Consider the following 22596-nt stretch of genomic DNA (forward strand, 5'->3'; position numbering starts at 1 on the left):
CATGTGCGGTTGTCGGAGGTCCGCCGTAGCATGGCGCGCGTGAACGATCGACTGGTGGTCCAGGGGGCCCGCGAGCACAACCTGCGCAACGTCGACCTGGACCTCCCGCGCGACAGGCTCATCGTCTTCACCGGGCTGTCGGGGTCGGGCAAGTCGTCGCTGGCGTTCGACACGATCTTCGCGGAGGGCCAGCGGCGGTACGTCGAGTCGCTGTCCGCGTACGCCCGGCAGTTCCTCGGGCAGATGGACAAGCCCGACGTCGACTTCATCGAAGGGCTGTCGCCCGCGGTGTCGATCGACCAGAAGTCGACCAACCGCAACCCGCGGTCGACCGTCGGCACCATCACCGAGGTCTACGACTACCTGCGCCTGCTGTTCGCGCGCGCCGGGACGCAGCACTGCCCGGTCTGCGGGGAGCGGGTGACCGCCCAGACCCCGCAGCAGATCGTCGACCGGCTGCTCGAGCTGCCCGAGGGCACGCGGTACCAGGTCCTGGCGCCGGTGGTCCGCGGCCGCAAGGGCGAGTACGCGGACCTGTTCAAGGAGCTGCAGGCGAAGGGCTTCGCCCGTGCGCGCGTGGACGGCGAGGTGGTCCAGCTCGCGTCGCCGCCGACGCTCGAGAAGAAGCTCAAGCACGACATCGAGGTGGTGGTCGACCGCCTCGTCGCCCGCGAGGGCGTGCAGCGCCGGCTGACCGACTCCGTGGAGACGGCCCTCGGGCTCGCCGGCGGGCTGCTCGTGGCCGAGATGGTGGACCTGGACCCGGACGACCCGGAGCGCGAGCGGCGGTTCTCCGAGAACCGCGCCTGCCCCAACGACCACCAGCTCACGCTGGAGGAGATCGAGCCGCGGACGTTCTCCTTCAACGCGCCGTACGGCGCGTGCCCGGAGTGCACCGGCATCGGCTCGCGCCTGGAGGTCGACCCGGAGCTCGTGGTCCCGGACGAGGACCTCTCGCTGCGCGACGGGGCGGTGGCGCCGTGGGCGCAGATCTCCTCGGAGTACTTCGAGCGGGTGCTCTCCGCGCTGGCGGACGACCTCGGGTTCTCGATGGACAAGCCGTGGCGCGCCCTGCCGGAGCGTGCGCGCAAGGCCGTGCTGTACGGCGAGAACCACCAGGTGCACGTGAAGTACCGCAACCGCTGGGGGCGCGAGCGGCAGTACTCCACCGGCTTCGAGGGCGTCGTGACGTTCCTGGAGCGCCGCCACTCCGAGACCGAGTCGGAGTGGAGCAAGGAGAAGTACGAGGCCTTCATGCGGGAGGTGCCGTGCCCCGTGTGCGAGGGCGCGCGCCTCAAGCCCGAGGTGCTCGCGGTGCTCGTCGGCGGCAAGTCCATCGCCGACGTGTGCGCCCTGCCGATCCGGGAGGCCAAGGAGTTCCTCGACGCCCTCGAGCTCGGGGTGCGCGAGCGGCAGATCGCCGAGCAGGTGCTCAAGGAGATCCAGGCGCGGCTCGGCTTCCTGCTCGACGTCGGCCTCGACTACCTCTCGCTCATGCGCGCCGCCGCCACGCTGTCCGGCGGCGAGGCGCAGCGCATCCGGCTGGCCACCCAGATCGGCTCCGGCCTGGTGGGCGTGCTGTACGTCCTGGACGAGCCGTCGATCGGCCTGCACCAGCGGGACAACCGCCGCCTCATCGACACGCTCACCCGGCTGCGCGACCTCGGCAACACGCTCATCGTGGTCGAGCACGACGAGGACACCATCCGCACCGCGGACTGGATCGTCGACGTCGGCCCGGGCGCGGGGGAGCACGGCGGCCGCGTCGTGCACTCGGGCGACCTGAAGGGCCTGCTCGCGTCGCGCGAGTCGGTCACGGGGGCGTACCTGTCCGGCCGGCGGTCGATCCCGATGCCCGCCACGCGCCGGAAGGTCGACAAGAAGCGCCAGGTGACCGTGCACGGCGCGCGCGAGCACAACCTGCAGAACGTCGACGTGACGTTCCCGCTCGGGACGCTCACGGCGGTGACCGGCGTGTCCGGCTCCGGCAAGTCGACGCTGGTCAACTCGATCCTCTACACGGTCATGGCCAACGAGCTGAACGGCGCGCGCCGGGTGGCCGGGCGCCACAAGCGCGTCTCCGGTCTCGAGCACCTCGACAAGGTCGTGCACGTCGACCAGGGCCCGATCGGACGCACGCCGCGGTCGAACCCCGCGACGTACACCGGCGTCTGGGACCGGATCCGCAAGCTGTTCGCCGAGACCACCGAGGCGAAGGTGCGCGGCTACACGGCCGGGCGGTTCTCGTTCAACGTCAAGGGCGGCCGCTGCGAGGCGTGCTCCGGGGACGGCACCCTCAAGATCGAGATGAACTTCCTCCCGGACGTGTACGTCCCGTGCGAGGTCTGCCACGGTGCCCGGTACAACCGCGAGACGCTCGAGGTGCACTTCAAGGGCAAGACCGTCGCCGACGTGCTCGACATGCCGATCGAGGAGGCCGCGGAGTTCTTCGCCGCGGTGCCGGCGATCAGCCGCCACCTGAGCACGCTGGTCGACGTCGGGCTCGGCTACGTCCGCCTCGGCCAGCCGGCGCCCACCCTGTCCGGCGGCGAGGCGCAGCGCGTCAAGCTCGCGACCGAGCTCCAGCGCCGGTCGACCGGCCGCACCGCGTACGTCCTGGACGAGCCGACGACCGGCCTGCACTTCGAGGACATCCGCAAGCTGCTGGGCGTGCTGCAGGGCCTCGTCGACAAGGGCAACTCGGTGATCGTCATCGAGCACAACCTCGACGTCATCAAGAACGCCGACTGGATCATCGACATGGGCCCCGAGGGCGGGTCCGGCGGCGGCACCGTCGTCGCCGAGGGCACCCCGGAGCACGTGGCGACCGTGCCGGCCAGCCACACCGGCCGGTTCCTGGCCGAGGTGCTCGAGCCGGCGCGCGAGGCCGTCAGCGCGTGACGTCCGCGGCGCCGGCGGCCTCCAGGACCGCCGGCGCCGGGTCGGTGCGCACCGGGAAGCTCACGGACCGCGCGATGAAGCAGTGCTCGTGCGCGCGCCGGTGGAGGTCCGCGAGCTGCGCGTCCAGGCCGGACGGGTCCTCGTCCGCGGGCACGGCGCCCCCGGGCCGGATCGTCACCTGCGGCCGCAGCACCACCTCGGTGAACTGGCCGTGCCCGGCCGCCTCCACGCGCATCGTGCCGCCGGCGCGGTCCGTGTAGGCGACCACGACGACGCCGGCCGCCGACGCCAGGTGCAGGAACCACAGCATGTGGCACTGCGCGAGCGCCGCGACCAGCAGCTCCTCGGGGTTGTGGCGGGCGGGGTCGCCGCGGAACGCCGGGTCCGACGAGCCGAGGATCGGCGCCTTGCCGTCGACCCGCACCTCGTGGTCGCGCGCGTAGGCGCCGTACCCCGTGGTGCCGGTCGCGCCGGCCCCCGTCCAGACGACGTCGGCGGTGTACGTGTGCAGCAGGCCCATGCCTCAGCGTAGGCGAGAGCCCCGGCGCCTCCGCCACCAGGTGACGCCCGCCATCGCTGCGCTGCAGCCGGCCCACAGCAGGTCCCGGGCCGGCGCGGGGGTGGCGCCCCGCGGGGTCCGGCCGGGGGCGGTTCGTGTCGGTGGGCCGAACTAGGCTGCTGCATATGGCTGATCCCGCGACCTACCGCCCCGCCCCGGGCGAGATCCCGGACTCGCCGGGCGTCTACCGGTTCCGCGACGAGCACGGCCGGGTCATCTACGTGGGCAAGGCCAAGAGCCTGCGGCAGCGGCTGAACAGCTACTTCCAGGACGTCGCCGGCCTGCACCCCCGCACGCAGCAGATGGTCACCACGGCCGCGTCGGTGCAGTGGACCGTCGTCGGCACGGAGGTCGAGGCGCTCGCGCTGGAGTACTCCTGGATCAAGGAGTTCGACCCCCGGTTCAACGTGAAGTACCGCGACGACAAGTCGTACCCGTACCTGGCGGTCACGCTCGCGGACCAGTTCCCCCGGGTGCAGGTGATGCGGGGCGCGAAGCGGCCCGGCACCCGGTACTTCGGCCCGTACGCGCACGCGTGGGCGATCCGGGAGACGGTCGACCTGCTGCTGCGCGTGTTCCCGGTGCGGACCTGCTCGGCGGGCGTGTTCAAGCGCGCGCACCAGCAGGGCCGCCCGTGCCTGCTGGGGTACATCGAGAAGTGCTCGGCGCCGTGCGTGGGACGGATCTCGCAGGAGGACCACCACGTGCTGGCGGAGGAGTTCGCCGACTTCATGGCGGGCGACACCGCGCGGTTCACGCGGCGGCTCACCGCGCGGATGAAGGAGGCCGCGGCGGACCTCGACTTCGAGCGCGCGGCGCGCCTGCGGGACGACATCGCGGCGCTCGAGCGGGCGACCGAGAAGAACGCCGTCGTGCTGTCGGACGGCACCGACGCGGACATCTTCGCGCTCGCCGGCGACGAGCTCGAGGCCGCGGTGCAGGTGTTCCACGTGCGGGACGGGCGGATCCGGGGTCAGCGCGGCTGGGTGGTCGAGAAGGTCGAGGACGTCACCGACGCCGAGCTCGTCGAGCACCTGCTCCAGCAGGTCTACGGCGACGCGCCGGGCGGCGAGGCGGGCGCGACCGCGGGCGCCGTGCCGCGCGAGGTGCTCGTCCCGGTGCTGCCGCCGGACCTCGACCAGGTGCAGGTCTGGCTGTCCGGCCTGCGCGGGTCGCGGGTGCACGTGCGGGTGCCGCAGCGCGGGGAGAAGCACGAGCTCGCGGGCACCGTCCGGAAGAACGCCGAGCACGCCCTCGCCCTGCACCGCACCCGCCGCGCGGGCGACCTCACCACCCGGAGCCAGGCGCTGCGGGAGATCCAGGAGGCGCTGGGCCTGGAGTCCGCGCCGCTGCGCATCGAGTGCTACGACGTCTCGCACAACCAGGGCACCTACCAGGTGGCGTCGATGGTCGTGTTCGAGGACGGCCTCGCGCGCAAGCCCGAGTACCGGCAGTTCAGCATCCGCGGCCCGGAGGGCGACGGCGCGCGCGACGACACCGCGGCGATGCACGAGGTCATCACGCGGCGGTTCCGGCGCTACCTGGCGGAGCGCGAGCAGTCCGGCGACCTCGAGCTGGGGCTGGGGGAGGACCAGGTCGCGGAGGCACTGGCCGACACGGACGCCGGGCCCGTGCGCTCGGGCCCGGTCGACGCGACCACCGGCCGGCCGCAGCGGTTCGCGTACCCCCCGAACCTGGTCGTGGTCGACGGCGGTCCGCCGCAGGTCGCCGCGGCCGCGGCGGCGCTGGCCGAGCTCGGCATCGACGACGTCGCGCTCTGCGGCCTGGCGAAGCGGCTCGAGGAGGTGTGGCTGCCGGGGGAGGAGTACCCGGTGATCCTCCAGCGGTCCTCCGAGGGGCTGTACCTGCTGCAGCGGGTTCGCGACGAGGCCCACCGGTTCGCCATCAACGCGCACCGCAAGAAGCGCAGCAAGGGCATGACGACGTCGGCGCTGGACGACGTGCCGGGTCTCGGGCCCGCCCGGTCGGCCGCGCTGCTCAAGCACTTCGGGTCCCTCAAGCGGCTGCGGGCGGCGAGCGTCGAGGAGATCGCGTCCGTCCCGGGGATGGGCGCGCGCACCGCCGCCGCCGTCGTGGCCGCGCTCGGTGGGGCGGCACCGTCCGGACCGGGCGCCGTCGCGCAGGCGGAGGCGGGGGCCGGGCGCGGTGCCACCCCGGAGGGTGCCGCCGCCGACGGCGCCGCGCCCGATGCCGCCGACGGCGCCGCGCCGCAGGTGCCCGCCCCCGCTGCCGGGACCGACCCGGCTGGCATGCTGGGGTCATGAGCGACGAGACCTCGCCGATCACGGTCCCCAGCGGCATCCCGGCCATCGAGGCGGCGGCGGAGGCGCCGCGCGTCCGCCAGCCCCACCTGCTGATCATCACCGGCATGTCCGGCGCCGGGCGCACCCGCGCCGGCGCCGTCCTCGAGGACATGGGCTGGTACGTCGTGGACAACCTGCCCGCGCAGATGCTGACGCACCTCGTGGGGATGCTCACGCACGGCGGGCCGCCGAGCGCGGACCTGCGCCTCGCGGCGGTCGTCGACGTGCGGGGCCGGGAGTTCTTCGCCGACCTGCTGGCCGTGCTCGCGCAGCTGCGGGAGTCCGGCGTGGACTACCGGATCCTGTTCCTCGACGCCTCCGACGAGGTGCTGGTGCGGCGGTACGAGCAGGTCCGCCGGCCGCACCCGCTGCAGGGCGAGGGGCGCATCCTCGACGGCATCGCCGCCGAGCGGACCCTGCTGTCGGACATCCGCGAGCGGGCGGACGTGCTCATCGACTCGTCGGAGACGAACGTCCACGAGCTCGGCCGCATCGTGCGGTCCGCCGTGACGTCCGGCGAGCAGGACGACGTGCTGCGGGTCAACGTGGTCTCGTTCGGCTTCAAGTACGGCATCCCGCTCGACGCCGACCACGTGGTGGACGTGCGGTTCCTCGCGAACCCGTACTGGATCACCGAGCTGCGCCACCTGTCCGGCCGGGACGCCCCGGTGCGGGACTACGTGCTGGGCCTGCCGGGCGCGCGCGAGTTCGTGGAGCGCTACGTCGACGCGCTCGAGCCCGTCCTCGCGGGGTACCTGGCGGAAGAGAAGCGGTACGTCACCGTCGCGGTCGGCTGCACGGGCGGCAAGCACCGCTCGGTCGCGATCAGCGAGGCCATCGCGGAGCGGCTGCGCGCGCGGGGGCAGCGGGTGACCGTCGCCGCGCGCGACCTCGGCAAGGAGTGAGCCGGTGAGCCCCGTCCGCGACGGGCAGCCGGCCTTCGTCGCGCTCGGCGGGGGCCACGGCCTGTCCGCGACGCTGTCGGCGCTGCGCCGCGTCACCGACCGGCTGACCGCCGTGGTCACGGTGGCCGACGACGGCGGCTCGTCGGGCCGGCTGCGCGACGAGCTCGGCGTGCTCCCGCCCGGGGACCTGCGCATGGCGCTGTCGGCGCTGTGCGACGACTCCGACTGGGGCCGCACGTGGCGCGACGTCCTGCAGCACCGGTTCACGTCCAGCGGCGACCTGGACCGGCACGCGGTCGGCAACCTGCTGATCGTCGCGCTCTGGGAGCTGCTGGGCGACACCGTGGACGGCCTGGACTGGGTGGGGCGGCTGCTCGGCGCCCGCGGGCGGGTCCTGCCGATGGCGGCGGTGCCGCTGGAGATCGAGGCCGACGTCGAGCGCCCGGACGGGTCCGTGGGCGTGGTGCGCGGCCAGAGCCACGTCGCGTCCTCCCGGGACCGCATCACGCACGTGCGGCTGCTCCCGGAGGAGCCCCCGGCGCTGCCGGAGGCGGTCACGGCCGTCGACGAGGCCGACTGGGTCGTCCTCGGGCCGGGGTCCTGGTACACCTCGGTCATCCCGCACCTGCTCGTGCCCGACCTCGCGGCGGCGCTGCACCGGACGCCCGCCCGGCGCATCCTCGTGCTGAACCTCAGCCCCGACGCCGAGACCGCGGGCATGGGGCCGTGCGAGCACCTGGACGCGCTGCGGCAGCACGCGCCGGACCTGCGGGTGGACGCCGTCATCGCGGACCCGGGCTCGGTCGACGACGTCGACGAGCTGGAGGAGCGCACCCGCGCGGCCGGCGGGCGGCTGCTCATGCGGCAGGTGCGGCGGGGCGATGGCACGCCGCGCCACGACGCCCTGCGCCTGGCCGCGGCGATCAGCGACGTGGTGGAGGGGTACCTCGGCGACGTGGGCGCCGCGCGCCGCCGCACGCCGCCCCCGGCGACCCGGCCGTGACCCGGTCGTGAGCGAGGGCACCTCCCGGTCCGGGCGTCCCGGCGCGCCCGGGATGGCAGGATGGCCCGCATGGCTCTGACGGCACAGGTGAAGGACGAGCTTGCGCGGCTCCAGGTCGACAAGACGTCCTGCCGGAAGGCGGAGGTGTCGGCCACGCTGCGGTTCGCGGGCGGTCTGCACATCATCTCGGGGCGCATCGTCATCGAGGCCGAGCTGGACACCGGCGCGGCCGCACGTCGCCTGCGGGCGGCCATCTCCGAGGTCTACGGGCACACGTCGGACGTCATCGTCGTGCAGGGCGGTGGCCTGCGCCGCGGCAACCGGTACGTCGTGCGGGTGGTCAAGGACGGGGAGTCGCTCGCCCGCCAGACCGGCCTGCTGGACAACCGCGGCCGGCCGGTCCGCGGGCTGCCCCCGCAGATCGTCGCGGCGGGCGCCCAGGAGGCGGAGGCGGCGTGGCGCGGTGCGTTCCTCGCGCACGGCTCGCTCACGGAGCCCGGCCGGTCCTCGGCCCTCGAGGTCACGTGCCCCGGCCCGGAGGCCGCGCTGGCCCTCGTCGGCGCGGCGCGCCGGCTGCAGATCCCCGCCAAGGCGCGCGAGGTCCGGGGCATCGACCGGGTCGTGATCCGGGACGGGGACGCGATCGCCGCGATGCTGGCCCGGCTCGGCGCCCACGACACGCTGCTGGTGTGGGAGGAGCGGCGGGTCCGGCGCGAGGTCCGGGGCACCGCGAACCGGCTCGCCAACTTCGACGACGCGAACCTGCGGCGCTCCGCGCGGGCGGCGGTGGCCGCCGGGGCCCGGGTCGAGCGGGCGTTCGAGATCCTCGGGGCCGACGTCCCGGAGCACCTGCGGGAGGCCGGCGAGCTGCGGCTGGCGCACAAGGAGGCGTCGCTGGAGGAGCTCGGCAAGCTCGCGGACCCGGTGCTGACCAAGGACGCCGTCGCCGGCCGGATCCGCCGCCTGCTGGCGACGGCCGACAAGCGGGCGTCCGACCTCGGGATCCCGGACACCGAGTCGGGTCTGAGCCCCGACCTGCTGGATCTCTGACCCCCACCGTCCGGGGCGCGCGGGAGCCGCGGACCGGGGCCGCGGGAACCACGCCCGCGCGACGGCACCGGCAGACCTAGGTCCCTGCGCCCGTGCGCGCGCGGGTATAGGCTCTTACCCATCCGGAGGCCTCGCGCGGGTCAAGTTCGTGTGACCACGGGGTTTCCGGGCGGCGCACACCGGCGTGCGCAGTCCATCACCGCAACAGTGTGTGCCGGCGCTTGCCGGCGCGTGCCGAGGAGGGCAAGTGACCATCAAGGTCGGCATCAACGGCTTCGGCCGCATCGGGCGCAACTTCTACCGTGCCATCGTGGCGTCGGGCGCCGACATCGAGATCGTCGGCGTCAACGACCTGACGGACAACAAGACGCTGGCTCACCTGCTCAAGTACGACACCGTGCTGGGCCGCTTCCCGCAGAGCGTCGACTTCGACGACGAGAACCTCATCGTCGACGGCAAGAAGATCCGCGCCCTCGCGGAGCGCGAGCCGGCGAACCTCCCGTGGGCCGAGCTGGGCGCCGACATCGTCATCGAGTCGACCGGCTTCTTCACGGACGCCACCAAGGCCAAGGCGCACATCGAGGCCGGCGCCAAGAAGGTCATCATCTCCGCCCCGGCGAAGAACGAGGACGGCACCTTCGTCGTCGGCGTGAACCACACCGACTACGACCCGGCGACGCAGCACATCATCTCGAACGCGTCCTGCACCACGAACTGCCTCGCCCCGGTGGCGAAGGCGCTCAACGACGCGATCGGCATCGAGCGTGGCCTCATGACCACGATCCACGCCTACACGGGTGACCAGAACCTGCAGGACGGCCCGCACCGCGACCTGCGTCGCGCCCGCGCCGCCGCGCAGAACATCGTCCCGACCACGACCGGCGCCGCCAAGGCCGTCGCGCTCGTGCTGCCGGAGCTCAAGGGCAAGCTGGACGGCTTCGCGCTCCGCGTGCCGACCATCACCGGCTCCGCCACCGACCTGACCTTCACCGCCTCGCGCGAGGTCACGGTCGAGGAGGTCAACGCCGCGGTCAAGGCCGCCGCCGAGGGCCCGCTCAAGGGGACGCTGGAGTACACCGAGGACGAGATCGTCTCCTCGGACATCGTCACCAACCCGCACCAGAGCATCTTCGACGCGAAGCTCACCAAGGTGATCGGCGACCAGGTCAAGATCATCGCCTGGTACGACAACGAGTGGGGCTACAGCTCGTCGCTCGTCAAGCTCACCGAGTACGTCGGCGCGCGTCTCTGACGTCAGCCCCGCACCGGTAGCAACGGTCATGCGTCCGCGTACGCCCGGGTCCTACGGCCCCGGCGTACGCGGACGCTGCTGTGACCGGGCCCTGCCGGCCCCCCTCGGTCGCCGCGCCGCGGTGGCCTCCCCAGCAAGGTAGGAGAGCATGAAGACCATCGAGGACCTCGGCGACCTGCGCGGCAAGCGCGTGCTCGTCCGCTCCGACTTCAACGTGCCGCTCGACGGCACGACCATCACCGACGACGGCCGCATCCGCGCCGCGCTCCCGACCCTGACCACCCTGCTGGACGCGGGCGCCCGGGTCGTCGTGACCGCGCACCTCGGCCGCCCGAAGGGCGAGCCGGACCCGAAGTACTCGCTGGCGCCCGTCGCGGCCCGCCTGGGCGAGCTGCTCGGCCGGCCCGTCGCGCTCGCCGAGGACGTCGTGGGCGACTCCGCCAAGGCCACCGTCGCGGCGCTCGAGGACGGCCAGATCGCCCTGCTCGAGAACATCCGCTTCGACGCCCGCGAGACCTCGAAGGACGACGCCGTCCGCGGCGAGCTCGCCGACGAGCTGGCCCAGCTGGCCGACGCGTTCGTCTCCGACGGCTTCGGCGTCGTGCACCGCAAGCAGGCGTCGGTCTACGACGTCGCGCTGCGCCTGCCGCACGCCGCGGGCACGCTCGTCCTCACCGAGGTCGAGGCGCTGCGCAAGGCCGTCGAGGACCCGGAGCGCCCCTACGTCGTCGTGCTCGGCGGCGCGAAGGTCTCCGACAAGCTCGGCGTCATCGGCAACCTCATCACCAAGGCCGACAAGCTCCTCATCGGCGGCGGCATGATGTTCACCTTCCTCAAGGCCCAGGGCCACGAGGTCGGCTCCTCACTGCTCGAGGAGGACCAGGTCGAGACCGTCAAGGGCTACCTCGCCCAGGCCCAGGAGGCCGGCGTCGAGATCGTCCTGCCCGTCGACACCCTGGTCGCGCCCGAGTTCGGCTCGGACGACTTCGAGGTCGTCGCCGTCGACGCGATCCCCGCCGACAAGATGGGCCTCGACATCGGCCCGAAGTCCGGCGAGCTGTTCCGCGACGCGATCCTCGGCGCCAGGACGATCGCCTGGAACGGCCCGATGGGCGTGTTCGAGCGCGCGGCCTACGCCGGCGGCACCAAGGCCGTCGCGCAGGCGCTCGTCGACACCGAGGGCTTCTCCATCGTCGGCGGCGGCGACTCGGCCGCGGCCGTGCGCCTGCTCGGCTTCGACGAGGCGGGCTTCGGCCACATCTCGACCGGCGGCGGCGCGTCGCTGGAGCTCCTGGAGGGCAAGACCCTCCCCGGCATCGCGGTCCTGGAGGACTGAACCCATGGCACGCACCCCCCTGATCGCGGGCAACTGGAAGCTCAACCTCGACCACCACGAGGCCGTGCACCTGGTGCAGAAGCTCGCGTGGACCCTCAAGGACGCCAAGCACGACTTCTCCGACGTCGAGGTCGCGGTCCTGCCGTCGTTCACCAACATCCGCTCCGTGCAGACGCTGGTCGACGCCGACAAGCTCGACATCCGCTACGGCGCGCAGGACGTGTCGCAGCACGCGTCCGGCGCGTACACCGGTGAGGTCTCCGCCGCGCAGCTCGCGAAGCTCGGCGTGACCTACGTGGCCGTCGGCCACTCGGAGCGGCGCGAGTACCACGCCGAGTCCGACGCGACCGTGGCCGCGAAGGCCGTCGCCGCGTTCGGGGCGGGCCTCGTCCCGATCGTCTGCGTCGGCGAGGGCCTCGACATCCGCAAGGCCGGCGAGCACGTGCCCTACACGCTGGCGCAGCTCGAGGGCTCGCTCGCGGGCGTCACCGAGGAGCAGGCGAAGACGGTCGTCATCGCCTACGAGCCGGTGTGGGCCATCGGCACCGGCGAGGTCGCCACCCCGGAGGACGCGCAGGAGGTCTGCGAGGCCATCCGCGGCAAGCTCGCCGAGCTGTACTCCGCCGAGGTCGCCGACGCCGTGCGCGTGCTGTACGGCGGCTCCGTGAAGTCGGGCAACGCCGCGCAGATCATCGGCAAGCCCGACGTGGACGGCGCCCTCGTGGGCGGCGCCTCGCTGGACGCCGAGGAGTTCGCGAAGATCGCCCGGTTCAAGGCGCACGCCGGCGCCTGAGCCACCCGGTGGCGGGGCGGACGGGGTCGTCACCCCGTCCGCCCCGGCACCGACCGGGGGACACACCCCCGGCCCGGCACCGCGTCGCTGGATTCCCCGGCTGCGCGTCGCCTACCCTGGACCGCGGTCCACACCCGACCAGGCCGTCCCGCGGCCCGGCATCCCGAGCAAGGAAGTCAGACACCGTCGTGACAGCCCTCACCATCGCCCTCCAGGTCCTCCTGGTGGTCACGAGCCTGCTGCTCGTCCCGCTCGTCCTGCTGCACAAGGGCAAGGGCGGTGGCCTGTCGGACATGTTCGGCGGCGGCATCACGTCCAGCGCCGGCAGCTCGGGCGTCGCGGAGCGGAACCTGAACCGCATCACCGTGGGCGTCAGCCTGGTGTGGGCGGTCGCCATCGTGCTGCTCGGCCTCGTCGAGCGCGTGAGCTGAGGGGGCGGACATGGCGAGCGGAAGCGCGATCCGGGGGTCCCGCGTCGGTGCGGGCCCCATGGGCGAGGCCGAGCGCGGCGACGCCGCCCCTCGGATCTGGATCTCCTACTGGTGCGCGAACGGCCACGAGACGCGGCCCTCGTTCGCCGAGGAGGCCGCCGAGGAGGCACCCGAGACCTGGGACTGCCCGCGCTGCGGGTTCCCCGCCGGGCAGGACCAGGCGAACCCGCCGTCGCCCGTCCGGAACGAGCCGTACAAGACGCACCTCGCGTACGTGAAGGAGCGCCGGTCCGCCGAGGACGGCGAGGCGATCCTCGACGAGGCCCTCGCCGCCCTGCGCGCGCGGCGCGGCGGCCGGCTGCGCTGAGGCAGCCGGCACCGCACGACCGAGGAGAACGGCCCCGCAGCGTGATGCTGCGGGGCCGTTCCCGTCCACGGCGCGGGGAGGCGCCCTGCTGACCGGGCACGGCGCCCGGTCCAGCGGGGCGCCCGGTGACCCGGCGCGGCGCCCGGTCCTTGCGAGATCGTCACTTCCGGCCGAGGTCGTCCCGTGGAGCTGACGACCTCGGCCAGACGTGACGACTTCGGCCAGAGGCGACGACCTCGTGCGCCGACGGCAGGGCGCGAGGGGGACGACCTCGTGCGCGGCGGGGCTCAGCCCGCGCCGACCTCCGACACGGCGGCGGCGTCGACGAGCCACAGCGTGCGGTCGGTGCCCCGTGCACCGGCGGCGGGGGTCCGCTCCACGGGGGCGTCCGACAGGGCGGACGCGACGGCGCCCGCCTTCTCGGCGCCGGCCGCGACGACCCACACCTCGCGGGCCGCCCGCAGGGCCTCGAACGTCAGCGACACGCGCAGCGGCGGCGGCTTGGGGGAGCCGTGCACGCCCACCGTGGGGACGCCGGTGACGTCGAGCGCCTCGTGGCCGGGGAACAGCGACGCGACGTGCCCGTCCGGGCCCATGCCGAGCATGAGCACGTCGAACGCCGGCACGTCGGCGCCCTCGGGGGCGAAGGCGGCGAGCTCGGCGGCGTACGCGGCGGCGGCGTCCTCCGGGGTCGCGACGCCGGCGGCCTCGTCCAGCGGGCGCACGGGGTGGACGTTCGCCGCGGGCAGGGCGTCGCCGAGCGCGTCGAGCAGCGCGTCACGCGCCTGGGTCTCGTTGCGGTCGGCGTCGCCGTCGGGCAGGAACCGCTCGTCGCCCCACCACAGGTGCACGCCGGACCAGTCCACGGCGTCGCGGGCCGGTGACGCGGCGACGGCCGCGAGCGTCCGGATGCCGACCGTGCCGCCGGTGAGGACCACGTGCACGGGGGCGGCCGCGGACTGCAGGTCGACCAGCCGGGTGATGAGCCGCGCGGCGGTGGCCTCGGCGAGGACGGTGGCGTCCGGGTGGACCAGCACGGTGCGCGGGGCGCCCGCGCCGGCCGTCACGCGCCCACCTTCGTCAGGCCCTTGCGGAGCACCTCGCCGTAGACCTCGTCGGCGTCGAGGCGCCGGAGCTCCTCGGCCAGGCACTCGCGCAGCTGCCGGATGGGCAGGGCGATGCGGTGCTCGGGCTGGTCGGGCTGGCGCAGCGCGGCGGTCTTGCCGTCGGGCCGGTCCAGCACGATGGGCCCGGACCGGCGCTCGAGCCGCACCTGGGTGATCGCCGGGGCGTCGGCCTGGCGCTCGATCTCCACCGGGCAGTTCAGCGCCCACCCGAGCCACGCGGCCATGAGGTCGACGGACGGGTGCGTGCTCTCACCGGCGACGACGGCGCGCTGCACGGACTCGAACGGCGGCTGGTCGAGCGTCGCGGCGATGAGGCCGCGCCACAGGGTGGTGCGCGTCCACGCCAGGTCGGTGTCGCCCTCGGCGTAGGTCTCCGCCAGCCGGTGCAGCGTCCGGGACGGGTTCGCGCACTCCGTGGAGTCCGTGATCCGGCGGCGGGCGAGCTGGCCGATCGGGTGCTGCGACGGGTCCTCCGGGACGTCGTACGGCCACCACGCCACGATCGGCGCGTCGGGCAGGAGCAGCGGCAGGACGAGCGTGTCGAGGTGCCGTGCCTGCGCCTGCGAGGGCTGCAGGATGACGACCTCGGAGGCCCCGGCGTCGCCGCCGAGCCGGATCTGGGCGTCGAGCTCGGAGTCCTCGCCCGGCCCCTCCTCGGTCAGGACGATGACGCGGCACGGGTGCTCGCGGGAGGCGTCGTTCGCGGCGGCGATCGCGTCCTCCGGGTCGTGCGGGCCGACGTCGATGATGAGCGTCAGGACCCGGCCCAGCGCGACGGCGCCGCCCTCGTCCCGCTCCTGCACCAGCCGCTTGTTGATGTCGCGGGTGGTCGTCTTCGGCAGGTCGATGATCACGGTCGCCTCCAGGCTCGTCCGTCGCGCTCCATCATGCGGTCGGCCGACTCCGGCCCCCAGGTCCCGGCGCGGTACGCGTCCGGCCGGCCCCTGCCCGCCCAGTAGGACGTGATGGGGTCGAGGATCTTCCAGGAGAGCTCGACCTCCTCGTGGCGCGGGAACAGCGGCGGGTCGCCGAGCAGCACGTCGAGGATGAGGCGCTCGTACGCCTCGGGCGACGCCTCGGTGAACGAGTGGCCGTAGCCGAAGTCCATCGTGACGTCGCGGACCTCCATCGCGGTGCCCGGGACCTTCGCGCCGAACCGCAGGGTCACGCCCTCGTCCGGCTGCACGCGGATGACGAGCGCGTTCTTGCCGAGCTCCTCGGTCGCGGTGGACTCGAACGGCAGGTGCGGCGCCTTCTTGAACACGACCGCGATCTCCGTGACGCGCCGGCCCAGGCGCTTGCCGGTGCGCAGGTAGAACGGCACGCCCGCCCAGCGGCGGGTGTCGACGTCGACGCGGATGGCGGCGAACGTCTCGGTGGTCGAGTTCGGGTCGAAGCCGCCCTCGTCGAGGTAGCCGACCACGCGCTCGCCGCCCTGCCAGCCCGCGGCGTACTGCCCGCGCGCGGTGTGCTTGCCGAGGTCCTTGGGGAGCCGGACCGCGGACAGGACCTTGATCTTCTCGGCGGTGAGGTCCTTGGCGTCGAACGTGACGGGCTCCTCCATCGCCGTGAGGGCGAGGAGCTGCAGCAGGTGGTTCTGGATGACGTCGCGGGCCGCGCCGATGCCGTCGTAGTACCCGGCGCGACCGCCGACGCCGATGTCCTCGGCCATCGTGATCTGCACGTGGTCGACGTAGTTGGCGTTCCAGATCGGCTCGAACATCTGGTTCGCGAACCGCAGCGCCAGCAGGTTCTGGACGGTCTCCTTGCCCAGGTAGTGGTCGATGCGGAACACGTCGTCCGGGCTGAACACCTGGGACACCACGTCGTTGAGCTCGCGGGCGGACTGCAGGTCGTGCCCGAACGGCTTCTCGATGACCACGCGCCGCCACGCGCCCTCGACCGGCTGCGACAGGCCGGAGCGGGCGAGCTGCTTGCAGACCACCGGGAACGCGCTGGGCGGCACCGACAGGTAGAACGCGTGGTTGCCCGCCGTGCCCCGCGAGACGTCCAGGTCCTCCACCGTCGTGCGGAGCCGGTCGAACGCGTCGTCGTCGTCGAAGGAGCCCTGGACGAACCGGATGCCCTCGGAGAGCTGCCGCCACGTCGCCTCGCGGAACGGGGTGCGGGCGTGCTCCTTGACGGAGTCGTGGACGATCTGCGCGAAGTCCTGGTCCTCCCAGTCGCGCCGGGCGAACCCGGTGAGCGCGAAGCCGGGCGGCAGCAGGCCGCGGTTCGTCAGGTCGTACACCGCGGGCATGAGCTTCTTGCGGGCGAGGTCGCCGGTGACGCCGAAGATCACGAGGCCGGACGGGCCGGCGATCCGGGGGAGCCGGCGGTCCCGCGGGTCGCGCAGGGGGTTGTGCTCGGGCGTGACCTTCGCGGGCCTCACGCGGTCACCTGGCCCAGGCCGTCCTGCACCGTCTCGAGGAGCTCCGTCCAGGACTTCTCGAACTTCTCGACGCCCTCGCGCTCGAGCTGGTCGGTGACCTCGTCGATCGAGATGCCCAGCGCGGCGAGGCCCTCGACGACGCGCTGCGCCTCGGCCTGCGTGCCGGTGACCGTGTCACCGCGGAAGTTCCCGTGGTCGGCGACCGCGTGGAGGGTGGCCTCCGGCATCGTGTTGACGACGCCCGCGACGACCAGCTCGTCGACGTAGCGCGTGTCGGGGTACGCCTTGTCCTTGACGCCGGTGGACGCCCAGAGCGGCCGCTGCGGCCTCGCGCCGGCGGCGGCGAGCGACTGCCAGCGCTCGCCCGCCACGACCTCCTGGTACACGCCGTAGGCGAGGCGGGCGTTGGCGATGGCGGCCTGCCCGCGCAGCGCCGCCGCCTCCGGGGAGCCGATCTCGTCGAGGCGCGGGTCGATCGCGGCGTCCACGCGCGAGACGAAGAACGACGCCACCGAGGCGATCGGGGCCAGGTCGTGCCCGTTCGCGCGGGCGCGCTCCATGCCGTCGAGGAACGCGTCGAGCACCGCCCGGTAGCGATCGAGCGAGAAGATCAGCGTGACGTTGACGCTGATGCCGTCGGCGAGCACGTCGGAGATCGCCTGCAGCCCGTCCAGCGTCGCCGGGATCTTGATGAAGACGTTCGGGCGGTCGATGGTCGACCACAGCGCCCGGGCGGAGTCGGCGGTGGCCTGCGCGTCGTGCGCCAGCCGCGGGTCGACCTCGATGGAGACGCGGCCGTCCACGCCGTCCGTCCGGTCGTGCACCGGGCGCAGCACGTCCGCGGCGTCCCGCACGTCGTCGGTGGTGATCGCGAAGACCGCGCCGTCCACGTCGGTGCCCTGCGCGGCGAGCTGCCGGAGCTGCTCGTCGTAGGCGTCGCCCTTCGCGAGGGCGCCGGCGAAGATCGTCGGGTTGGTCGTCACCCCCACGACGCGGCGCTCGGCCACGAGCTGCTCGAGGTTGCCGGTGCGCAGCCGCTCCCGGGAGAGGTCGTCCAGCCAGACGGCGACGCCCGCGTCGGCCACCTGGTCGAGCGGCGTGGTGCCCTGAGTCATCGTCGTGCCACCTCGTTTCTCGTCCCGCACGGACCGCGGGACGTCGACGGACGGGTGCCCGGTCGGGGGGCCGGGCGCCGCTCACGCCGGGCGGTGGTCACCCGCGCCTGGCGTGCGGTTTCGAGCCTAGACCCGCGCACGGGCGATCGCCGGTCCGTCCACAGCAGGGAGGGGGCCAGGGCGACGGACGTCACACCTCTGGGACCGAGGTCCCATGCGCGTGACGGCCCCCTCTGCTGCCGAAAGGGCCGTACGATGGCCGGAACCATCCGCAGGCGGACCGCCGCGGGGCCGAGCGACAGGGGCGGAGGACCGGAGCGTGCGCACGATGAGCCCAGCCGCTCCCGCCGGGTCCTCCCGCCCGCCGGTGCGGCCGGCCGGCGCCGGCGCCGCTCCCCGCACGCTGCGTCGCCGCGTCGGCGCGTACGTCGCGCTGACGAAGCCGCGCGTGATCGAGCTGCTGCTCGTCACCACGCTGCCGACGATGATCCTCGCCCAGGGCACGTTCCCCCCGATCGGCCTCGTGCTCGCGACGCTCGTCGGCGGGGCGGCGGCCGCGGGCTCGGCGAACGTCCTCAACTGCTACCTGGACCGCGACATCGACCAGGTCATGAACCGCACGAAGCGCCGGCCGCTCGTGACCGGGGAGATCACGCCGCGCGCTGCGCTGGTGTTCGGCCTCGCGCTCGGCGTGGCGTCGCTGACGTGGCTGGCGCTGCTGGTGAACGTGCCCTCCGCGCTGCTCACCGGCGGCGCGATCCTCATCTACGTCGTCGGCTACACGATGATCCTCAAGCGCCGGACCCCGCAGAACATCGTGTGGGGCGGCGCGGCCGGGTGCATGCCCGTGCTCATCGGGTGGTCCTCGGTCACCGGGGGCGTGTCGTGGGCCGCGGTGCTGCTGTTCGGGGTGATCTTCTTCTGGACGCCGCCGCACTACTGGCCGCTGTCCATGAAGTTCCGCAAGGACTACGCCGCCGCCGGGGTGCCGATGCTGCCGGTCGTCGCCGCCGAGGCGAAGGTCGCGCGGGAGATGATCGCGTACACCGTGGCCATGATCGCGTGCTCGCTGCTGCTGGTGCCGGTCGCCGGCATGACCTGGGTGTACGCCGTCGTCGCGACGGTGCTCGGCGGGTGGTTCCTCTGGTCGACCATCGCGCTGTACCGTCGCGCGCAGGACCCGAGCCGCGGCAGGCTGCGCGCGATGTCGGTGTTCCACGGGTCGATCACGTACCTGTCGCTGCTGTCCGTCGCGGTGGCCGTGGACGTGTTCCTCCCGCTGTAGGCGGACGGCGGACCGGGAGGACGGCCATGGGGGAGAGCGGCACGTCCGCGCCCGCGCCGGCCCGTCCTGCCCCGGCCCGCCCCGCGCCCGAGGTCCCGCCGGCGCTGCGCGTCGCCCTCGACGGCTACCTCGCCCACCTCACCGTGGAGCGGGGGCTGTCCGCCAACACGCTCGCCGCGTACCGCCGCGACCTCGCGCGGTACGTCGAGCACCTCGCGTGCGCCGGTCGCGTCGGCATCGGGGACGTGACCGAGGGCGACGTCGAGGACTTCCTCACCGCGGTGCGCACGGGCTCCGACGGCCGGGCGGTGCTGTCCGCGTCGTCCGCGGCCCGCGCGGTGGTGGCGGTGCGGGGCTGGCACCGGTTCGCCGTCCTCGAGGGCCAGGCTCCCGACGACCCGGCCCGCGCCGTGCGCCCGCCCCAGCAGCCGCAGCGCCTGCCGAAGGCGATCTCGACGCACGACGTCGAGCGCCTGCTCGGGGCCGCCTCCCTGGGCGACGGCCCGGTGCCGCTGCGCGACCGCGCGCTCCTGGAGCTCCTGTACTCCACGGGTGCGCGCATCTCGGAGGCGGTCGGGCTGGACGTCGACGACCTGGACCTGACCCCCGGCCGCGCGGCCGTCCGCCTGTTCGGCAAGGGGAGCAAGGAGCGGGTCGTGCCCGTCGGCGCCTACGCGGTCGAGGCCGTCGAGGCGTACCTCGTGCGCGCGCGGCCGGCGCTGGCCGCCGCGGGGCGCGGCGGGTCGGCCGTCTTCCTCAACACCCGCGGGGCGCGGCTGTCGCGCCAGAGCGCCTGGGCGGTGCTGCGCACGGCCGCCGAGCGGGCCGGCCTGCCCGGGGCCGCGCACGTGTCGCCGCACACGCTGCGGCACTCGTTCGCGACCCACCTGCTCGCCGGCGGCGCGGACGTGCGGGTGGTCCAGGAGCTGCTCGGGCACGCCTCGGTCACGACCACGCAGATCTACACGAGGGTGACGCCGGACACGCTGCGGGAGGTCTACGTGACCAGCCACCCGCGGGCCCGCCGGGACCAGGCCCGGGAGCGGGCGGGCGAGCGGGCGGGCGAGCGGCCGGGGCAGCGGGCGGGCGAGCGGCCGGGGCAGCGGGCGGGCGAGCGGCCGGGGCAGCGGGCGGAGGGGCCGGACGGGGCCGCCGCCACCGGCGCGGGACGCGGCTGACCGGGTCGCCGCTCCGGTAGGTTGTGCGGGTGGCACGCGAGGAGACGACCGAGACCGTTCTCGACCCGGTGGGCAGGCCCCTGCCCGACTTCCCCGTCCCCGCTCCGCTCGCCGCGCACGGGCCCGCGCGGGTGATCGCCATGTGCAACCAGAAGGGCGGCGTCGGCAAGACGACGACCACGATCAACCTCGCCGCGGCGCTCGCCGAGTACGGGCGCCGGGTGCTCATCGTGGACTTCGACCCGCAGGGTGCCGCCTCCGTCGGCCTGGGCATCAGCCCGCACGAGCTCGACCGCACCGTCTACGACCTGCTCGTCGACCGGCACGCGCAGGTCGCGGACCTCGTGCGCCCGACCGAGGTCCCCGGGCTGGACCTGCTGCCGGCGAACATCGACCTGTCGGCCGCCGAGGTCCAGCTCGTCTCCGAGGTGGCGCGCGAGTCGATCCTGTCCCGCGTCCTGCGCCCCGTGCTGGACGACTACGACGTCGTGCTCATCGACTGCCAGCCGTCGCTCGGCCTGCTCACCGTGAACGCGCTGACGGCGGCGCACGGCGTGCTCATCCCGCTCGAGTGCGAGTTCTTCGCCCTGCGCGGCGTGGCGCTGCTCGTCGAGACCATCGAGAAGGTGCGCGACCGGCTGAACCCGCGCCTCGAGGTCGACGGCATCCTCGCGACCATGTACGACCCCCGCACGCTGCACGCCCGCGAGGTGGTGGCGCGGGTGCACGAGGCCTTCGGCGACACGCTGCTCCAGACCGTCATCGGGCGCACCGTGAAGTTCCCGGACGCGTCCGTGGCCGCGGAGCCGATCACCACCTACGCGCCGACGCACGCCGGGGCGCACGCGTACCGGCAGCTGGCGCGGGAGCTCGTCGCCCGTGGCGACGCCGCCTGAGGCGCCCGCGCCGCCGCAGCCCGACGGGACGACCGGGGCGGCCCCCGTCGGCTCGAGCGCGTTCGAGGTGCACCTCGACAACTTCTCGGGCCCGTTCGACCTGCTGCTCGGCCTGATCTCGAAGCACAAGCTCGACATCACCGAGGTCGCGCTGGCGGTCGTCACGGACGAGTTCATCGCGCACATCCGCGCCGCCGAGCGTGCGGCCACCGAGGGCGGGCGCACGTGGGACCTCGGGCAGGCGAGCGAGTTCCTGCTGGTCGCGGCGACGCTGCTGGACCTCAAGGCGGCCCGGTTGCTGCCGGCGGGCGACGTCGAGGACGCCGAGGACCTCGAGCTGCTCGAGGCCAGGGACCTGCTGTTCGCGCGGCTGCTGCAGTACCGGGCGTACAAGGTGGTCGCGGCGGACATCGGCACGCGCCTGGTCGAGCAGGGCCGCCGGTTCCCCCGCACCGTCGAGCTCGAGCCGCAGCTCGCGGCGATGCTCCCGGAGCTGGTCTGGCAGATCGGGCCGCAGGAGCTCGCGGCCCTGGCCGCCAAGGCGCTGTCGCCGGCGCCGCCCCCGCCGGGCGTCGACATCAGCCACCTGCACGCGCCCGCGGTGAGCGTCCGGGAGCAGGCCGCCCTGGTGGCGGACCGCCTGCGCCACTCCGGCGCGACGACCTTCCGCGCGCTGACCGCCGACGCGTCGTCGACGCTCGTCGTCGTGGCGCGGTTCCTCGCGCTGCTCGAGCTGTTCCGCGAGGGGGCGGTGGGCTTCGACCAGGTGACGCCGCTCGGCGAGCTGACGGTGCGGTGGACGGGGACGGGCGACGGCGACGTCGCGGTGGAGTCGGACTTCGACGAGGGGACGGACGCATGACGGACGCACCGACCGGGGACGCGCCGGTGCCGGCCCCCGCGGAGGGGGAGCTGGCGCCCGCGCCCGAGGAGCTCGCCTTCGACGTCGCCGACCTGCCCGGCGGGGCGCTGGCGGCGCTCGAGGCGGTGCTCATGGTCGCCGACGAGCCCGTCCCGGCGGTGCGTCTCGCGACCGTGCTGGGCCTGCCCACCGGGGAGGTCGTCGACCTGCTGCGCACCCTCGCGGAGGAGTACCGCGGGGAGCACGGCGGACGCCCGCGCGGGTTCGAGCTGCGGCAGGTGTGCGAGGGCTGGCGGATCTACTCCGCACCCGCGTACCACCAGGTCGCGGGCCGGTTCGTGCTCGACGGGCAGACCGCCCGGCTGACGCAGGCGGCGCTCGAGACGCTCGCGGTGATCGCGTACCGGCAGCCCGTCACGCGCGGGCAGGTCTCGGGGGTCCGCGGCGTCAACGTGGACGGCGTCGTGCGGACCCTGACGGCACGTGGTCTGGTGGCCGAGGCGGGCGTCGACCCGGCCTCCGGTGCGTTCCTCTACCGGACCACGGGATACTTCCTGGAGCGGATGGGCCTCACGAACCTCGACGAGCTGCCCCCGCTCGCTCCGTACCTGCCCGAGATCGACGCGTTCGACGGGCTTGACGGGGCCGACAGGATGAACGGAGACAGGTGATGGGTGCAGCAGGGCAGGACGGTCGCGGAGGGTCGGGCGGCGCACGGCGCGGCGGTGGCCCGCGGGGTGGCGCGACGGGTCGGCCCGGCGGCGCCGGCGCGGGCCGGGGTGCGGGAGGTGCCGGACGCGGCGGTCGTGACGGCGGCGCG

The 22596-nt window shown here is 74.1% G+C and carries 20 protein-coding genes; 15 read left to right on the forward strand and 5 right to left on the reverse strand.

Annotated elements, in window-relative coordinates:
• The first annotated feature begins 39 nt into the window (after window positions 1-39).
• Window positions 40-2901: an excinuclease ABC subunit UvrA gene (uvrA, locus tag AAHH18_RS13605; protein WP_459349135.1), complete on the forward strand. Its 2862-nt coding sequence runs from the start codon at window positions 40-42 to the stop codon at window positions 2899-2901.
• Here the strand turns inward: uvrA and AAHH18_RS13610 are convergent.
• Window positions 2891-3421, reverse strand: a complete 531-nt coding sequence (locus tag AAHH18_RS13610) for an OsmC family protein (RefSeq protein WP_283320455.1) — start codon at window positions 3419-3421, stop codon at window positions 2891-2893. The genes uvrA and AAHH18_RS13610 overlap by 11 nt on opposite strands.
• A 164-nt stretch (window positions 3422-3585) precedes the next feature.
• Between AAHH18_RS13610 and uvrC the strand changes: the two genes are divergently transcribed.
• The 9 genes from uvrC (at window position 3586) to AAHH18_RS13655 (ending at window position 12921) form a co-directional block, all read left to right on the forward strand.
• The gene (gene uvrC / locus AAHH18_RS13615) at window positions 3586-5745 is read left to right on the forward strand and encodes an excinuclease ABC subunit UvrC (protein WP_343301991.1); all 2160 of its coding nucleotides are present in this window, start codon (window positions 3586-3588) and stop codon (window positions 5743-5745) included.
• Window positions 5742-6689, forward strand: a complete 948-nt coding sequence (gene rapZ, locus AAHH18_RS13620; protein WP_283320453.1) for an RNase adapter RapZ — start codon at window positions 5742-5744, stop codon at window positions 6687-6689. The genes uvrC and rapZ overlap by 4 nt, the downstream gene beginning before the upstream one ends.
• A gap of 4 nt (window positions 6690-6693) precedes the next feature.
• Window positions 6694-7692 (forward strand): gluconeogenesis factor YvcK family protein, encoded by a 999-nt coding sequence (locus AAHH18_RS13625; RefSeq protein WP_283320452.1) that lies wholly within the window; start codon window positions 6694-6696, stop codon window positions 7690-7692.
• Between the two features lie 69 nt (window positions 7693-7761).
• Window positions 7762-8742 carry a DNA-binding protein WhiA gene (gene whiA, locus AAHH18_RS13630; protein ID WP_283320451.1) on the forward strand — a complete coding sequence of 327 codons (981 nt, stop codon included), beginning with the start codon at window positions 7762-7764 and terminating at the stop codon, window positions 8740-8742.
• 247 nt (window positions 8743-8989) lie between these two features.
• Entirely contained in the window at window positions 8990-9994 is a 1005-nt protein-coding gene (gene gap / locus AAHH18_RS13635; protein ID WP_222172452.1) for a type I glyceraldehyde-3-phosphate dehydrogenase, read from the forward strand.
• Between the two features lie 148 nt (window positions 9995-10142).
• Window positions 10143-11330, forward strand: a complete 1188-nt coding sequence (locus AAHH18_RS13640; RefSeq protein WP_283320450.1) for a phosphoglycerate kinase — start codon at window positions 10143-10145, stop codon at window positions 11328-11330.
• Window positions 11331-11334: 4 nt separating this feature from the next.
• Window positions 11335-12123 carry a triose-phosphate isomerase gene (tpiA, locus tag AAHH18_RS13645; RefSeq protein ID WP_283320449.1) on the forward strand — a complete coding sequence of 263 codons (789 nt, stop codon included), beginning with the start codon at window positions 11335-11337 and terminating at the stop codon, window positions 12121-12123.
• Between the two features lie 188 nt (window positions 12124-12311).
• The gene (gene secG / locus AAHH18_RS13650; protein ID WP_222172455.1) at window positions 12312-12554 is read left to right on the forward strand and encodes a preprotein translocase subunit SecG; all 243 of its coding nucleotides are present in this window, start codon (window positions 12312-12314) and stop codon (window positions 12552-12554) included.
• Window positions 12555-12564: 10 nt separating this feature from the next.
• Complete coding sequence (locus AAHH18_RS13655) at window positions 12565-12921, forward strand: RNA polymerase-binding protein RbpA (RefSeq protein WP_222172456.1); 357 nt, start codon at window positions 12565-12567, stop codon at window positions 12919-12921.
• Window positions 12922-13208: 287 nt separating this feature from the next.
• Here the strand turns inward: AAHH18_RS13655 and pgl are convergent, their stop codons facing one another.
• From pgl to tal, 4 genes are read right to left on the reverse strand one after another with little or no spacing between them, the layout of a single operon-like run.
• Window positions 13209-13988 carry a 6-phosphogluconolactonase gene (gene pgl, locus AAHH18_RS13660; RefSeq protein WP_283320448.1) on the reverse strand — a complete coding sequence of 260 codons (780 nt, stop codon included), beginning with the start codon at window positions 13986-13988 and terminating at the stop codon, window positions 13209-13211.
• Window positions 13985-14902, reverse strand: coding sequence for a glucose-6-phosphate dehydrogenase assembly protein OpcA (locus AAHH18_RS13665; RefSeq protein WP_283320447.1), 918 nt, complete (start codon window positions 14900-14902; stop codon window positions 13985-13987). Before AAHH18_RS13665 ends, pgl begins: the two co-directional genes overlap by 4 nt.
• A complete protein-coding gene (zwf, locus tag AAHH18_RS13670) occupies window positions 14899-16440 on the reverse strand; it encodes a glucose-6-phosphate dehydrogenase (protein WP_283320446.1) in 1542 nt (513 codons plus the stop codon). Before zwf ends, AAHH18_RS13665 begins: the two co-directional genes overlap by 4 nt.
• Window positions 16437-17555, reverse strand: a complete 1119-nt coding sequence (gene tal / locus AAHH18_RS13675) for a transaldolase (protein ID WP_343301992.1) — start codon at window positions 17553-17555, stop codon at window positions 16437-16439. The genes zwf and tal overlap by 4 nt, the downstream gene beginning before the upstream one ends.
• 328 nt (window positions 17556-17883) lie before the next feature.
• Here tal and AAHH18_RS13680 point away from each other — a divergent pair, with 328 nt between their 5' ends.
• From AAHH18_RS13680 to scpB, 5 genes are read left to right on the forward strand one after another with little or no spacing between them, the layout of a single operon-like run.
• Entirely contained in the window at window positions 17884-18840 is a 957-nt protein-coding gene (locus AAHH18_RS13680; protein WP_343301993.1) for a heme o synthase, read from the forward strand.
• A gap of 26 nt (window positions 18841-18866) precedes the next feature.
• The gene (locus AAHH18_RS13685) at window positions 18867-20018 is read left to right on the forward strand and encodes a site-specific tyrosine recombinase XerD (RefSeq protein WP_343301994.1); all 1152 of its coding nucleotides are present in this window, start codon (window positions 18867-18869) and stop codon (window positions 20016-20018) included.
• Between the two features lie 29 nt (window positions 20019-20047).
• Entirely contained in the window at window positions 20048-20914 is an 867-nt protein-coding gene (locus AAHH18_RS13690; protein WP_283320442.1) for a ParA family protein, read from the forward strand.
• The gene (locus AAHH18_RS13695; RefSeq protein WP_283320441.1) at window positions 20898-21776 is read left to right on the forward strand and encodes a segregation and condensation protein A; all 879 of its coding nucleotides are present in this window, start codon (window positions 20898-20900) and stop codon (window positions 21774-21776) included. Before AAHH18_RS13690 ends, AAHH18_RS13695 begins: the two co-directional genes overlap by 17 nt.
• Entirely contained in the window at window positions 21773-22447 is a 675-nt protein-coding gene (gene scpB / locus AAHH18_RS13700; protein ID WP_343301995.1) for an SMC-Scp complex subunit ScpB, read from the forward strand. Before AAHH18_RS13695 ends, scpB begins: the two co-directional genes overlap by 4 nt.
• Window positions 22448-22596 lie beyond the last annotated feature (149 nt).

This window comes from Cellulomonas olei (assembly GCF_039548315.1).
Classification (GTDB): Bacteria; Actinomycetota; Actinomycetes; order Actinomycetales; family Cellulomonadaceae; genus Cellulomonas.

Coding starts and splice junctions, on each gene's coding strand:
- AAHH18_RS13640 (WP_283320450.1), top strand. CDS start 10,143: ATGAAGACCATCGAGGACCTCGGCGACCTGCGCGGCAAGCGCGTGCTC.
- AAHH18_RS13610 (WP_283320455.1), bottom strand. CDS start 3,421: ATGGGCCTGCTGCACACGTACACCGCCGACGTCGTCTGGACGGGGGCC.
- whiA (WP_283320451.1), top strand. CDS start 7,762: ATGGCTCTGACGGCACAGGTGAAGGACGAGCTTGCGCGGCTCCAGGTC.
- AAHH18_RS13685 (WP_343301994.1), top strand. CDS start 18,867: ATGGGGGAGAGCGGCACGTCCGCGCCCGCGCCGGCCCGTCCTGCCCCG.
- tal (WP_343301992.1), bottom strand. CDS start 17,555: ATGACTCAGGGCACCACGCCGCTCGACCAGGTGGCCGACGCGGGCGTC.
- AAHH18_RS13655 (WP_222172456.1), top strand. CDS start 12,565: ATGGCGAGCGGAAGCGCGATCCGGGGGTCCCGCGTCGGTGCGGGCCCC.
- tpiA (WP_283320449.1), top strand. CDS start 11,335: ATGGCACGCACCCCCCTGATCGCGGGCAACTGGAAGCTCAACCTCGAC.
- scpB (WP_343301995.1), top strand. CDS start 21,773: ATGACGGACGCACCGACCGGGGACGCGCCGGTGCCGGCCCCCGCGGAG.
- AAHH18_RS13680 (WP_343301993.1), top strand. CDS start 17,884: ATGAGCCCAGCCGCTCCCGCCGGGTCCTCCCGCCCGCCGGTGCGGCCG.
- rapZ (WP_283320453.1), top strand. CDS start 5,742: ATGAGCGACGAGACCTCGCCGATCACGGTCCCCAGCGGCATCCCGGCC.
- uvrC (WP_343301991.1), top strand. CDS start 3,586: ATGGCTGATCCCGCGACCTACCGCCCCGCCCCGGGCGAGATCCCGGAC.